Here is a 13,228-nt window from a genome sequence, read left to right on the forward strand (position 1 = left end):
GCTGGGCCCGTCGACGTACTCCACGACCGGGTACGGGGTCGGGTGCTCCGGGTCGGCAGGGGCTTGCTCACCGCGACGTCCGTGCTGAAGCGCGCGAGCACATGGGGACAGAGATTGCCGCGCGACCGTGGACGCCCGTCACCGCCTAAGGTGGGCTGACATGGACCTGACCGCGCTGCTCGGCGACATCGAGGCGCTGGTGACCTGCGAGTCGCCGTCCACCGACCCGGCCGCCCTGGCCCGCAGCACCGAGGTGGTGGCGGCACTCGGCGAGCGCCGGCTGGGTGCCACCCCGGAGCGGGTCGTGGTGGCGGACCGGGTCCATCTGCGGTGGCGGTTCGGCGCCGGTCCGCGGCGGGTGCTCCTGCTCGGCCACCATGACACCGTGTGGCCGCTGGGATCGCTCGGCTCCCATCCGTACGGAATCGTCGAGGGCGTGTTGCGCGGACCCGGCTGCGTCGACATGAAGGCCGGGCTGGCCCTGGCGATGCACGCCATCGCCGGCCTGGCCGACCGGGCCGGGACCACCCTGCTGATCACCTGCGACGAGGAACTGGGCTCGCCCACCTCGCGCGCGCTGGTGGAGTCGGAGGCCGCCGGCTGCGCGGCGGCCCTGGTCCTGGAGGCCGCCGCCGGCGGCGGAGCGCTCAAGACGGAGCGCAAGGGGGTCTCCCGTTACCGGGTACGCGTCCACGGCCGGGCCGCGCACGCCGGTCTGGAGCCCGAGCGGGGCGTCAGCGCCACCGTCGAGCTGGCGCACCAGGTGCTGGCCGTCGCGGCGCTCGCCGACCCGGCGCGGGGCACGACCGTGACGCCGACCCTGCTCGCCGCGGGCACGTCGGAGAACACGGTACCCGCGGCCGGGGAGGTCGCCGTGGACGTCCGCGTCCGCGACACCGCCGAGCAGCAGCGGATCGATGCCGCGATGCACGCCCTGCGGCCGATCCTGCCGGGTGCGGCCCTGGAGATCCTCGGTGGCCCCAACCGGCCCCCGATGGAGGCGTCGGCGACGGCGTCGCTGTTCGCCCGCGCGGTGCGGGTGGCCGCGGACCTCGGCCTTCCCGAGCCGGCAACCGCGGCGGTGGGTGGCGGCTCCGACGGCAACTTCACCGCCGGCATCGGTACGCCCACCCTCGACGGCCTGGGCGCGGTCGGCGGCGGCGCACACGCCGACGACGAACACGTGCTCGTACCCGACCTGCTCCCGCGGGCCGCCCTGGTCGCGGGCCTGATCGCGGACCGGCTGCGAGCATGAGCGTCGAGGTGCGCACGGTGAGCGAGCTCGACGAGCTGGCCGCCGTCGACCGCCTGTTCGGCGCGATCTGGCAGCAGGACGCCGGAACGCCGTTGCTGAGCACTGAGCTGCTGCGCGCGCTGGCGAAGTCGGGCAACTACGTGGCCGCCGCCTACGACGGCGCCGCCCTGCTCGGCGCCTGCGTCGGTTTCTTCGGCGCGCCGGGCACCCGCGAGCTGCACAGCCACATCGCGGGGGTGGCGCCCGAGGCCATGGGCCGCAGCATCGGGTACGCCCTCAAACAGCACCAGCGGTCCTGGGCGCTGGAGAACGGCGCCACCACCATCAGCTGGACCTTCGACCCCCTCGTCGCCCGGAACGCCTACTTCAACCTGGCGAAGCTGGGCGCGGTCGTGGAGGAGTACCTGCCGAACTTCTACGGCGCGATGCACGATCGGATCAACGGCGACGACGTGTCGGACCGGCTCCTCGTACGCTGGGACCTGACGCGGCCGACGCCGCTGCGTGACGACACCTCCGGCGCGGTGGTCGCCCTGGACCGGACCGGGGTGCCGGGCAGTCTCGACGCCGGCAAGCTCCTCGTCGCCGTGCCGCCGGACGTCGAGAGGCTGCGGCGCCGCGAGCCCGGGGAGGCCCGGCGGTGGCGGTTCGCGGTCCGGGCGACCCTGTCCGCGCTGCTCGCCACCGGCGCCCGCGTCACCGGTTTCGACCGCACCGGCTGGTACGTCCTGAGGAGGCCCTCGTGAAGCTCGCCGGCGTCCCTGTGAGGTCGTCATGAAGCTGGAGGGCATCGAGCTGCGCCGCATCGCCATGCCGCTGGTCGCGCCGTTCCGTACCTCGTTCGGCACCGAGACCGCCCGCGACGTGCTGCTGCTGCGGGTGGTCACGGACCGGGCCGAGGGCTGGGGCGAGTGCGTGGCGATGGCCGACCCGCGCTACTCGAGCGAGTACACCGAGGCCGCCGCGGACGTGCTGCGCCGCTACCTGGTGCCGGCGCTCGCGGCCGCGCCCCGGCTCGACGCCCACCGGGTCGCGCCCGTCCTCGCCCCGTTCAAGGGCCACCGCATGGCCAAGGCGGCGGTGGAGACCGCGGTCCTCGACGCCGAGCTGCGCGCCGAGGGCCGGTCGCTGGCCCGCGAGCTGGGCGCCGTCCGCGACCGCGTGCCGTGCGGGGTGTCCGTCGGCATCATGGGCTCGATCGCGGAGCTGCTCGACGCGGTGGGCGGCTACCTGGCCGCCGGCTACGTCCGGATCAAGCTCAAGATCCAGCCGGGCTGGGACGTCGAGCCGGTCCGCGCCGTCCGCGAGCGCTTCGGCGACGAGGTGCTGATGCAGGTGGACGCCAACACCGCGTACACGCTCGCCGACGCGCGGCACCTGGGCCGGCTGGACCCGTTCGGGCTGTTGCTGATCGAGCAACCGCTGGACGAGGAGGACGTCCTCGGGCACGCGGAGCTGGCCAAGCTCATCACCACGCCGGTGTGCCTGGACGAGTCGATCACCTCGGCCCGGGTCGCCGCGGCCGCGATCACGCTCGGCGCGTGCTCGGTGGTCAACGTGAAGCCCGGCCGGGTCGGCGGCTACCTGGAGGCGCGGCGGATCCACGACGTGTGCGTGGCGCACGGTGTACCGGTGTGGTGCGGGGGCATGCTGGAGACCGGGCTGGGGCGGGCGGCGAACGTCGCCCTCGCCGCCCTGCCGGGCTTCACACTGCCCGGCGACACTTCGGCCTCGGACCGCTACTTCGCCACCGACCTCACCGCGCCCTTCGTGCTCGAGAACGGCCACCTGCCGGTGCCGGCGGGCCCGGGCCTCGGGGTCGAACCACTGGCCGCGGTGCTGGAGTCGGTGACGACGGCGACGGAATGGATCCGGCTGTAGGTTTCTCGCCCAGGCAGGCAACCTTCCGGGCGCCGGCGGCCACTACCGGGGCATGACCCGGACTCGACGGTTCTTCCGCTGTGACTCGCGGCTCTCGCCCCCCGGCCCCGGGAGCGGGAGTGCCTACCTGGTGATCGCGGCGGAGGTGAGCGCGCGGTTGCTGGGTGACGCCTACGGGCTGTTGCGCAGCTTCGATGCGGTGATCGGCCCGACCAGCGACGGCGGCTGGTATGCGTTCGGCCTGCGGGAGCCGTCCCGGGCGCCGGAACTCGAGCCGCTGACCGACTCGGGGACCCTCATGCTGGCCGCGTTGCGGCTCGGGCTGCGGGTGGCCCTGCTGCCGACCCTGCCCGTCCCGTGACCCACCGGCACAAACGCCGGTCGCGGCACGGTTCGTGCACTTAGGCTGGGTCGCAAGGAGGCGAGAATGACGAACCTTTCCGGTCACGCCACGGTCCTGATGGTCGACGACGACGCCGACGTCCTCGAGACCACGGCCCACATGCTCGCCGCCCGGGGCTTCCGCGTCTTCACCGCGCTGGACCAGGAGTCGGCCATGCAGGTGTGCCGGGAGCAGGAGGGCCGGATCGACGCCCTCATCGCCGACCTGTCGTTGCCCGGAGACAGCCGGGGCGACCTCGCCCGGGCCATCAGCGCCGTGTATCCCCGCATGCACGTGATCTACATCAGCGGGATCCCCCGGCATGTCGCCCTGGCCCAGGGGCTCGTGCGGCCGGATGCGCCGTACCTCGAGAAGCCGGCACAGCCGAGCGTCCTGGCCAGTGTCCTGCAGAGCCTCCTGGCCGAGAACGTGAGCGCGACGGCGCCGGCGAACTGGTGGGACGAATGATCCCTCTCGGTCAACGCACGGCCTCCTGCTGAAGGTCACCGGCGATGCGGGTGCACACCGGTGCCACCCGGCCGTAGGCGCCGTGGATGCGGTCCAGCGTCGCCCGGGGTTCCAGGAGGTGGCCGTCGCGCGCCGCGTCCTCCAGCTCGCCGAAGAGATCGGTCAGCTCGGCGGCGCCGATGTTGGCCGCCGATCCCTTGAGGGCGTGTGCCTGGTCCTGGACGGCGGCGAGGTCCCCGGCGGCCAGAGCCTCGGCCAGCCGCTCCAGAGCCGGCGGCGTCTTGACGGTGTACGACGTCAGCAGCCTGACGAGCAGCGCGCATTCCGGCCCACCGGGTTCGGGCCCGGTGATCTCGAGGAGCCGGGCGCGGACGGCGACGGCAGGATCTTCCATGATCCAACGGTACGGCCGATGGCCCGCTTCGCGGTGATTATCCCGGTTCGAACGACACCTCGGAGAAAGATCAATCCGGTCGCAAGGGTGTAAACAACGTCACGTTCGGCCCCGGAAGTTTGCGATCGCCCGGGGGGAAGTGGCTACGGTCGGCCGGTCCGCAGATGCGGGCCCCGCGGTCGGTAACGCCGAGTCCTGCCGCCGACCGGGCCGGGACCTCAACCGACAGGCATGGAGCGGGGGACCCACAGGTTCCACGGCGCGCAAGCCGCGCCTCGGGGTGAAGCCGCCACACGCGGCCGGGCTCCTCGGCCCGAACCCGACAGCTGACCTCGCAGGCGTGGAGGTTTCCTTTCATGGCACAGATCCGCAAGCAGTCCCTGCGTGCCCTCGGCCTGGTGGTCGCGGGCGCGGCCGGCACCGCCGCCCTGCTGGGCCCGGCATCGCCGGCAGCGGCCAGGTCCAGTGTGAACTGGGACGCCGTCGCGCAGTGCGAGTCCGGCGGCAACTGGAGCATCAGCACCGGCAACGGCTTCTACGGCGGCCTGCAGTTCAGCCGCAGCACCTGGAAGGCGTACGGCGGCGGCAAGTACGCGAGCACGGCGAACAAGGCGAGCCGCGCGGAGCAGATCCGCATCGCCGAGAAGGTCCTCGACGGCCAGGGCATCGGCGCCTGGCCGGTGTGCGGCAGGAAGGCCGGCTCCTCGAAGTCCTACTCGGGCAGGAACACGTCCGGGGCCTCGTCGAAGTCGTCCTCGCACAGGAGCACGACGCACAGGAGCACGACGCACAGGAGCACGACGCACAGGAGCACGACGCGCAAGAGCACGCCGGCGCACGCGACCGGCAAGTCCTACACCGTGCGCTCCGGCGACACCCTGGCGAAGATCGCGAGCAGCCACCACGTCAAGGGCGGCTGGCGCGCGCTGTACCAGCTGAACCGCGGTGAGATCGGTGGCAACCCGAACCTCATCTTCCCGGGGCAACGCCTGGCCCTCTGAGGCCTGGCGGAGACCGGCCCGGCCGCCCTTCCCCCGTGGGGCGGCCGGGTCCCGCCACACCCACCACTATGGAGGGACAACAGCACCGCCGGCTTGCGCGTACCGGCATGATGTGCGCATGAGGCTGGTCCCGCCGACCACAATGCTGGCGGACTCCGCGGCGCCCTGGTTCGACCATCCCCAGGTGCAGCACTACCTGGGCGGGCGGGACTGGTTGCCCCGCATGCTCGCGATCGCCGAGCGCGGCGGCGGTGAGGTGTTCCGGGGCCACCTGGTGCTGCGCTGCCACGCGTGGTTCGGCGTGGACGCGGCCGGCGAGGTGGGTTTCATCGGCGGCGACGTGTACGCCGACGGTCGCGGCCGCCGCTCCATGGGCCTCGCCTTCGTGGTCGACCCGCGGCGCTGGCACGAGGGCCGCGGCCGGGCCCTGCTGCGAGCGGTCGTCGACAACGCCGAGCTGTCCGATGTGGATGAGTTCTTCTGCGGCATCGATAAGGGCAACGCGCCGAGCCGCGCGTGCTGTGCCGCCGCCGGGTTCACCCCCGACGGCGGCGTCACCCGTGAGGGATTCGTGTACTACCGGCTGCGCCGGGATCAGTGACAGGTTCCCGTACCGCTGTCGGTGCGCAGCCACCGCTCCTGCGCCGAGCCGGCGGCCATGGAGATGTTCGAGTTCAGGCGCGGGGCCGGCGGCTGTCGGTGCTCGACCTGGCGTCGATGGACGTGGTGGGGACCGCCGAGACGGCGAGCGTCGACGACCGGGCGGCGTGGCTCGACGGCGCGACGCCCGCGTACACCCTGCGGGACAGCGCCGGCACTCCGGCGGTCTGGTCGGTTCCCGCCGACGGTACGGGCCGTCCGCGGCTGCTCGTGCCCGGCGCGGAATCCCCGGCGCCGCCGGCCTGAAAGAAATGTGGGGAACGCGGGCAACCTTTCCGGCCCGGCGGAGCACTGAAGGGGTGTTCGCCCGTGGGAGGGCCGTTCCCGGACCTCACCGGCCCTCCCGCGGGCGCTTCCAGGCGGCTGTGCAGGTCGCCGCCGGCGCGGTGTTCCGGCCGGTCCACGCGGCCGTGAAGCCCCAGCTCGTGCTCCCGCCCGCGGGCAGCGAGCCGTTGTACGACAGCGATCGGGCGGTCACCGCGTCGCCGGAGGTCGTCACGGCCGCGTTCCACGTGTTGGTGAAGCGCTGGCCGTCGGGCCACGTCCAGGTGACGGTCCAGGAGCTGATCGGGGCGGTCCCGGCCTTGACCGTGACCGCGCCCTGGAAGCCGCCGGTCCATTGGCCGGTGGTCGCGTACGTGGCGGTGCAGGCCCTGACCGGGGGTGACGAGGGTGGGGTCCCGTAGACGGTGGCCTCGCGGGACGTGGCCTTGATGCCGTTCGGGCCGTTGAAGAGCCGCTCACCCCAGGAGGTCAGCAGGCCGGCGTCGAAGTTCGTGACGAGGTCGAGGTATTCGACGCCGCCGCCGTTGCCGCTCCACGACCATCCGAGGTAGCCGATGCCCTGGGCCTGGGCGGTGGCCATGACGGTGTCCTCGTCCGGGTCGCCGTCGGAGTGGTTGAAGCCGAACTCGCCGACCACGATCGGCAGCCCGGCCGCCCGGAACCGGCCGAGGTAGTCGGTGATCTCGGCGGCCGTGTCGAAGACGCCGTACATGTGGATCGAGAAGATGGTGTTGCGCTGCGGGTCCGTGGCGAAGACCGAGGCGGCGTTGTCGCGCATGGTGAACGACCAGTCCTGGCCCCAGTTGGGGGCGTCCACCATGATCGAGTGCTCGAACCCGGCCGCCCGCAGCCGGGTGATCGCGTTCTTCGTGTCGGTGACCCAGCCGGCCGGGTCGGTGTTGCCGTACGGCTCGTTGCCGATGTTGAGCATGACGTAGCGCTCCTGACCGGCCAGGGCGCTCCTGATGCCGATCCAGTAGTCGACCGCGTGGGCAAGGGTGGTGGCGGCGGCATCCTCGCCGTACCCCGTGGTGTCGTGCACCTCGAGGACGCAGATCAGCCGGTTGGCCTTGCACTGGCTGATCACGTTGGTGACGTCGGCGGCGTCGTTTCGGGTCCAGCGGTCGCCGCTGCTGAGCACCACCCGGACGGTGTTGGCGCCCAGCGCCTTGATGTCGGCGAGCGAGCCCAGCTTGTCCGGGTACCAGGTGTGGGCGTGGTTGACGCCGCGCATCACGAATGCGTTGTCGTTGGCGTCCAGGATCTGCGAGCCACGGACGGTGAAACCGGCGGCGGCCTGCGCCGACGGTGCTGCCAACGTTGTCATCGCCGCGACGGCGGCCGCGAAGGCAGTCACGCCGCCGAACAGTCTGCGTTTCCTCATGGAAGTCCTCCTCAGGCGGTGCTCAGGGGCGCCTTTCGATGGGAGAGCGATGGCGTTCCATCGTGCGGAAGCGCTCCCACGACGGCGGACAGTCCTGTGTCTACCTACTCGGTTCAGTGCTGTCAACATCGACCCCCACCGATGGGTTTGTTTCGGGCTCTTGACTTCCGGATGAACACGGCCCACATTCATGGGAGCGCTCCCATCAGAGATGTCCATCGATGGCGTAATCCCCGGCGTCGCGACGTCCCTCGAGAGGATCCCCGTGCTTCCCCCACCGTTCGCCGCTTTCCTGGCCACCCTCTGCCTGGCCGGCGCCGTCGCGCCGGCCGGGCAGGCCGTCCCCCGTCCCGAGCCCGCCGTCCGGTCCGACACGTACGCCTGGAAGAACGTGCGGATCGACGGCGGCGGCTTCGTCCCCGGACTGGTCTTCAGTCGGGCCGAGAAGAACCTGATCTACGCCCGTACGGACATCGGCGGGGCGTACCGCTGGAACCCGGCGGGCCGTAGCTGGACGCCGCTGCTCGACTGGGTCGGCCAGGACGACTGGGGCTACAACGGCGTGCTGAGCATCGCCGCCGATCCGGTCGACGCCGACCGGGTGTACGCGGCCGTCGGCATGTACACCAACGGCTGGGACCCGAACAACGGCGCGATCCTGCGCTCCGCCGACCGCGGCGCCACCTGGCAGGCCACCGCGCTGCCGTTCAAGAACGGGGGCAACATGCCCGGCCGCGGCATGGGCGAACGGCTCGCCGTCGATCCGCACGACCACCGCACCGTCTACTTCGCCGCGGAGGGCGGAAACGGCCTCTGGCGCAGCACCGACTACGGCCGTACCTGGTCCAAGGTCACGGCGTTCCCCAACGCCGGCACCTACGTTCAGGACCCCGGCGACACCAGCGGATACCTGAGCCAGAACCAGGGCCTGACCTGGGTCACCTTCGACGACGCGAGCCGCGACGTCTACGTGGGCGTGGCGGACAAGCAGAATCCGGTCTACCGCTCCGCCGACGGCGGCGCCACCTGGTCGCGGGTCCCCGGCCAGCCCACGGGCTACCTCCCGCACAAGGGCGTGCTCGACCCCGTCGGCCACTACCTCTACATCGCCACCAGTGACACCGGCGGCCCGTACGACGGCGGCAAGGGTCAGGTGTACCGGCTGAACACCGTCACGGGGCAGTGGACCGACGTCAGCCCGGTCCAGCTCAGTGCCGGCGACGACCTCTACTTCGGCTACTCCGGCCTCACCGTGGACCGGCAGCACCCGGGCACGCTCATGGTCGCCACCCAGGTCTCGTGGTGGCCGGACGCGATCTTCTTCCGTAGTACCGACAACGGCACGACCTGGACGCGGATCTGGGACTACACCAGCTATCCGAGCCGGTCGAAGCGCTACACCATGGACATCTCGGAGGACCCGTGGCTGGACTTCAACACCAGCCCGCAGCCGCCCGAGTCCGCCCCGAAGCTGGGCTGGATGAACGAGTCGGTGGAGATCGACCCCTTCGACTCGGACCGGCTGCTCTACGGCACCGGAGCCACCGTGTACGGCACCACCCGGCTCACCGACTGGGACCGCGGCACCCCGTTCACGATCAAACCGATGGCCCGGGGCCTGGAGGAGACCGCGGTCCTCGACCTGGCCAGCCCGCCCTCGGGCGCCCCGCTGGTCAGCGCGCTCGGTGACATCGGCGGCTTCCACCACGCCGACCTCGGCACCGTGCCCGCCGGCTTCCACGACACTCCGAGCCTGAGCAGCAACACCAGCCTGGACTTCGCCGAGGGCAGCCCCGCGGTCTTCGCTCGTGTGGGCAACGCCGACGCGGCACCGCACCTCGGCGTATCCGCCGATGGCGGCAAGACGTGGTACCAGGGTCAGGAACCGCCGGGCGTCACCGGCGGCGGCACCATCGCCGTCTCCGCCGACGCGGGGGCCTTCGTCTGGGCGCCCGCCGGCACGGACGTGCACTATTCGGCCACCCGCGGCAGTTCCTGGACCCGGTCGGCCGGCATCCCCGCCGGCGCGAAGGTCGAATCGGACCGAGCCGATCCCCGGACCTTCTATGGGTACGCCGCCGGCCGGTTCTTCGTCAGCCGCGACGGCGGCGCGTCCTTCACCGCGTCGGTGGCCGCGATGCCTGCGTCGGGACGCGTGCACTTCCACGCCGTACCCGGCAGGGCCGGCGAGGTCTGGCTCGCGGGGGAGACCGGGTTGCTGCGCTCGATCGACTCCGGTGTGACGTTCACCAAGGTCGCCACCGTCACGTCGGGCATCAACGTGGCGTTCGGCAAGGCGGCGCCCGGGGCGTCGTACCCCGCGGTCTTCCTCGTCGGCACCGTCGCGGGCGTCGCCGGGGTGTTCCGCTCGGACGACGCCGGCACGGCCTGGGTCCGGATCAACGACGACGCCCATCGGTACGGCAACGCGGGCGACGCGCTCGCCGGCGACCCCCGCGTCTACGGCCGCGTCTACCTCGGCACCAACGGCCGCGGCATCCTCTACGCCGACCTCCGGAAGGGAACCCCATGAGACAGAAAGCAAGAAGGGCCCTTGCGGCCTGCGCCGCCGCGCTCCTCGGCGCCGGCCTCGCCATCACCGCCGCCGCGCCACCCGCGCAGGCCGCGGCGGCCTGCACCGTCGTCTACCGCGTCGCCAGCCAGTGGAACGGCGGCTTCACCGGCGACATCGCGATCACCAACACCGGCGACCCGGTCACCGGCTGGCGCCTGGAGTACGACTTTCCGGACGCCGGCCAGCGCGTCACCCAGGGCTGGAACGGCACGTACGCCCAGAGCGGCGCCCACGTTACGGTGACCAACGCCGCCTGGAACGGCACCCTGGGCACCGGCGCGAGCGTCAGCACCGGCTTCAACGGCACGTTCACGTCGGCGAACCCGGTGCCGGCCGCGTTCACGCTGAACGGCATGCGCTGCAACGAGACGGTGGCCAAGCCGACCGTGGCGATCAGCAGTCCCGCCGCGAACACCCGCTACACAGCCCCGGCGTCGATCCCGATCGCGGCCACGGCCACGGCGGCGAGCGGCCGGACCGTCGGCAAGGTCGATTTCTACCACGACGGCCTGTTGCTGGGGACCGACACGTCCGCGCCGTACAGCTACACGTGGAGCGGCGTGCCGGCGCAGACCGCGGCGTACCACTTGCAGGCGATCGCCTACGACTCGACCGGCATGACCAGCGAGACGGCCGATGTGCCGGTCTTCGTCGACGCGTCGGCGAACCCGTCGGTCGTCGCCGACGCCACTTCCGTCACGGTGTCGCCCGGCAAGACCGCGACGTTCAAGGTCGCGCTGTCCAAGGCGCCGGCCTCGACCACCACGGTGACGATCGCCCGTGCGGCTGGAGCCACCACCGTCTCCGCCGCCCCGGCCTCGCTCACTTTCACGCCGTCCACCTGGAACACCGGGCAGTCCGTGACCGTGTCGGCCACCGCCGGTGCCGAGCCGGGCACCTCGGCGACGTTCACCGCGGGCGGCACCGGGCTGACAGCCGCCACCGTTACCGCGCTCGTGGTGGCCGAGGGCAGCGCCGACGGCCGGTTCGCCCAGCTCTACCAGGACATCAAGAACCCGGCCAACGGCTACTTCAGCCCCGAGGGCGTGCCGTACCACTCGATCGAGACCCTGATCGACGAGGCGCCCGACCAGGGCCACGAGACCACCTCCGAGGCGTTCAGCTACTGGCTGTGGCTGGAGGCGGAGCACGGCCAGGTCACGGGCGAGTGGACGCCGTTCAACACGGCGTGGCAGACGATGGAGAAGTACCTCATCCCGTCACACGCCGACCAGCCCACCAACGACAAGTACGACCCGTCGAAGCCGGCCACGTACGCCGCCGAGCATCCGCAACCCTCGTCGTACCCGTCGCAGCTGGACGGAAGCGTCGCCGTGGGGCAGGACCCGCTGGCGAATGAGCTGAAGTCCACGTACGGCACCTCGGACGTCTACGGGACGCACTGGCTTCTGGACGTGGACAACACGTACGGCTTCGGGCACTGCGGGGACGGGACCTCGCGGGTCGCGTACATCAACACCTTCCAGCGCGGACCGCAGGAGTCGACGTTCGAGACCGTGCCCCAGCCGTCCTGCGACACGTTCGAGTACGGCGGCCCCAACGGCTACCTCGACCTGTTCACCAAGGACGCGTCGTACGCCAAGCAGTGGAAGTACACCAACGCGCCGGACGCGGACTCGCGCGCGGTGCAGGCGGCGTACTGGGCGCTCACCTGGGCGACCGAGCAGGGCAAGGCGTCGCAGGTCTCCACCGCCGTGGCCAATGCCGCGAAGCTGGGCGACTATCTGCGCTACTCGTTCTACGACAAGTACTTCAAGAACCCGGGCTGCACCTCCACCTCCTGCCCCGCGGGTACGGGCAAGAGCAGCTCGAACAACCTCATGTCCTGGTACTACGCGTGGGGCGGGGCCACCGACACGCAGGCCGGCTGGGCCTGGCGGATCGGGTCCAGCACCAGTCACTTCGGCTATCAGAATCCGCTGGCTGCGTACGTACTCTCCAATGTCGGCGCTCTCACGCCGCGGTCCTCGACGGCCAAGGCGGACTGGCAGGCCGGCCTCAACCGGCAGCTGGAGTTCTACCAGTGGCTGCAGTCGGCCGAGGGCGGCATCGCCGGTGGCGCGACGAACAGCTGGAACGGCTCCTACCAGGCGCCCCCGGCGGGCACGCCGACATTCCACGGCCTGGCCTACGTCGAAGCCCCGGTGTACGCCGACCCGCCGTCCAACCGCTGGTTCGGCATGCAGACGTGGTCGCTGGAGCGGCTCGCCGAGTACTACTACCTGACCGGTGACGCCAAGGCGAAGTCGGTGCTGGACAAGTGGGTCCCCTGGGCGCTGGACAACACCACGGTCGGCGGCGCGGGCACCTTCGCGATCCCGTCCGACCTGGCGTGGACCGGGAAGCCGGCCACCTGGAATCCCTCGAGCCCGTCCGCCAACACGGGTCTGCACGTCGAGGTCACCAGCCGCGGTCAGGACCTCGGTGTCGCCGGCTCGTACGCCAAGCTGCTCACGTACTACGCCGCCAAGTCCGGCAACACCCGGGCGAAGACCGCCGCCAAGGGGCTGCTCGACGCGATCTGGGCGTACAAGGACGGCAAGGGCGTGTCGGTGACCGAGACCCGCGCCGACTACAACCGCATGGACGACGTCTACGACCCGGCGACCGGTCAGGGCATCTACATCCCGCCGGGCTGGAGCGGCAGGATGCCGAACGGCGATGTCATCAAGCCGGGCGTGTCCTTCGTGGACATCCGCTCCTTCTACAAGCGGGACCCGGACTGGCCGAAGGTCCAGGCGTACCTGGACGGCGGCCCGGCACCCACCTTCACCTACCACCGCTTCTGGGCCCAGGTCGACGTCGCCACCGGCTACGCGGACTACGCCCGCCTGTTCCCCGACGGCTAGACGGAAGGAGGTCACCTCTTGCCTTCTGCCGCATGTGCCCCGATCATGGCGGGGCGCGTTTCGCGTCCGACGC

Annotated in this window: 12 protein-coding genes and 1 riboswitch; of the genes, 10 read left to right on the forward strand and 2 right to left on the reverse strand. The window is 71.6% G+C overall.

What is annotated here, in order from left to right; all coding sequences use genetic code 11:
• Nucleotides 1-160: 160 nt before the first annotated feature.
• From AB0368_RS35155 to AB0368_RS35175, 5 genes are all read left to right on the forward strand, one after another.
• Nucleotides 161-1,255 (forward strand): M20 family metallopeptidase, encoded by a 1,095-nt coding sequence (locus AB0368_RS35155; protein ID WP_366158355.1) that lies wholly within the window; start codon nt 161-163, stop codon nt 1,253-1,255.
• The gene (locus AB0368_RS35160) at nt 1,252-2,001 is read left to right on the forward strand and encodes a GNAT family N-acetyltransferase (RefSeq protein WP_366158356.1); all 750 of its coding nucleotides are present in this window, start codon (nt 1,252-1,254) and stop codon (nt 1,999-2,001) included. Before AB0368_RS35155 ends, AB0368_RS35160 begins: the two co-directional genes overlap by 4 nt.
• Nucleotides 2,002-2,029: 28 nt before the next feature.
• A complete protein-coding gene (menC, locus tag AB0368_RS35165; RefSeq protein WP_366158357.1) occupies nt 2,030-3,136 on the forward strand; it encodes an o-succinylbenzoate synthase in 1,107 nt (368 codons plus the stop codon).
• 52 nt (nt 3,137-3,188) lie between these two features.
• The gene (locus tag AB0368_RS35170) at nt 3,189-3,497 is read left to right on the forward strand and encodes a DUF2064 domain-containing protein (RefSeq protein ID WP_366158358.1); all 309 of its coding nucleotides are present in this window, start codon (nt 3,189-3,191) and stop codon (nt 3,495-3,497) included.
• A gap of 66 nt (nt 3,498-3,563) precedes the next feature.
• Nucleotides 3,564-3,986, forward strand: a complete 423-nt coding sequence (locus AB0368_RS35175) for a response regulator (RefSeq protein WP_366158359.1) — start codon at nt 3,564-3,566, stop codon at nt 3,984-3,986.
• A gap of 10 nt (nt 3,987-3,996) precedes the next feature.
• On the opposite strand, the gene AB0368_RS35180 is transcribed toward AB0368_RS35175, so the two are convergent.
• Nucleotides 3,997-4,380, reverse strand: coding sequence for an Hpt domain-containing protein (locus AB0368_RS35180; protein ID WP_366158360.1), 384 nt, complete (start codon nt 4,378-4,380; stop codon nt 3,997-3,999).
• 176 nt (nt 4,381-4,556) lie between these two features.
• Nucleotides 4,557-4,735: riboswitch (cyclic di-AMP (ydaO/yuaA leader) on the forward strand.
• 1 nt (nt 4,736) lies between these two features.
• On the opposite strand from AB0368_RS35180, the gene AB0368_RS35185 reads away from it, so the two are divergent.
• From AB0368_RS35185 to AB0368_RS35195, 3 genes are all read left to right on the forward strand, one after another.
• Entirely contained in the window at nt 4,737-5,381 is a 645-nt protein-coding gene (locus AB0368_RS35185) for a transglycosylase family protein (protein WP_366158361.1), read from the forward strand.
• 118 nt (nt 5,382-5,499) lie between these two features.
• Entirely contained in the window at nt 5,500-5,982 is a 483-nt protein-coding gene (locus AB0368_RS35190; protein WP_366158362.1) for a GNAT family protein, read from the forward strand.
• Nucleotides 5,983-6,080: 98 nt separating this feature from the next.
• Entirely contained in the window at nt 6,081-6,287 is a 207-nt protein-coding gene (locus AB0368_RS35195; RefSeq protein ID WP_366158363.1) for a hypothetical protein, read from the forward strand.
• A gap of 85 nt (nt 6,288-6,372) precedes the next feature.
• On the opposite strand, the gene AB0368_RS35200 is transcribed toward AB0368_RS35195, so the two are convergent.
• On the reverse strand, nt 6,373-7,710 hold the full coding sequence (locus AB0368_RS35200; RefSeq protein ID WP_366158364.1) for a cellulase family glycosylhydrolase: 1,338 nt from the start codon (nt 7,708-7,710) through the stop codon (nt 6,373-6,375).
• 265 nt (nt 7,711-7,975) lie between these two features.
• Here AB0368_RS35200 and AB0368_RS35205 point away from each other — a divergent pair, with 265 nt between their 5' ends.
• Both AB0368_RS35205 and AB0368_RS35210 read left to right on the forward strand, forming a co-directional pair.
• Nucleotides 7,976-10,243, forward strand: coding sequence for a sialidase family protein (locus AB0368_RS35205; protein WP_366158365.1), 2,268 nt, complete (start codon nt 7,976-7,978; stop codon nt 10,241-10,243).
• The gene (locus AB0368_RS35210) at nt 10,240-13,155 is read left to right on the forward strand and encodes a glycoside hydrolase family 48 protein (protein ID WP_366158366.1); all 2,916 of its coding nucleotides are present in this window, start codon (nt 10,240-10,242) and stop codon (nt 13,153-13,155) included. Before AB0368_RS35205 ends, AB0368_RS35210 begins: the two co-directional genes overlap by 4 nt.
• Nucleotides 13,156-13,228: the final 73 nt, after the last annotated feature.

The sequence above is a fragment of the Actinoplanes sp. NPDC051475 genome, from assembly GCF_040689425.1.
Classification (GTDB): Bacteria; Actinomycetota; Actinomycetes; order Mycobacteriales; family Micromonosporaceae; genus Actinoplanes.

What these genes read in the sequence shown, in the direction of transcription:
- AB0368_RS35155 (WP_366158355.1), top strand. Translation starts at nt 161, where the DNA reads ATGGACCTGACCGCGCTGCTCGGCGACATCGAGGCGCTGGTGACCTGC.
- AB0368_RS35160 (WP_366158356.1), top strand. Translation starts at nt 1,252, where the DNA reads ATGAGCGTCGAGGTGCGCACGGTGAGCGAGCTCGACGAGCTGGCCGCC.
- menC (WP_366158357.1), top strand. Translation starts at nt 2,030, where the DNA reads ATGAAGCTGGAGGGCATCGAGCTGCGCCGCATCGCCATGCCGCTGGTC.
- AB0368_RS35170 (WP_366158358.1), top strand. Translation starts at nt 3,189, where the DNA reads ATGACCCGGACTCGACGGTTCTTCCGCTGTGACTCGCGGCTCTCGCCC.
- AB0368_RS35175 (WP_366158359.1), top strand. Translation starts at nt 3,564, where the DNA reads ATGACGAACCTTTCCGGTCACGCCACGGTCCTGATGGTCGACGACGAC.
- AB0368_RS35180 (WP_366158360.1), bottom strand. Translation starts at nt 4,380, where the DNA reads ATGGAAGATCCTGCCGTCGCCGTCCGCGCCCGGCTCCTCGAGATCACC.
- AB0368_RS35185 (WP_366158361.1), top strand. Translation starts at nt 4,737, where the DNA reads ATGGCACAGATCCGCAAGCAGTCCCTGCGTGCCCTCGGCCTGGTGGTC.
- AB0368_RS35190 (WP_366158362.1), top strand. Translation starts at nt 5,500, where the DNA reads ATGAGGCTGGTCCCGCCGACCACAATGCTGGCGGACTCCGCGGCGCCC.
- AB0368_RS35200 (WP_366158364.1), bottom strand. Translation starts at nt 7,710, where the DNA reads ATGAGGAAACGCAGACTGTTCGGCGGCGTGACTGCCTTCGCGGCCGCC.
- AB0368_RS35210 (WP_366158366.1), top strand. Translation starts at nt 10,240, where the DNA reads ATGAGACAGAAAGCAAGAAGGGCCCTTGCGGCCTGCGCCGCCGCGCTC.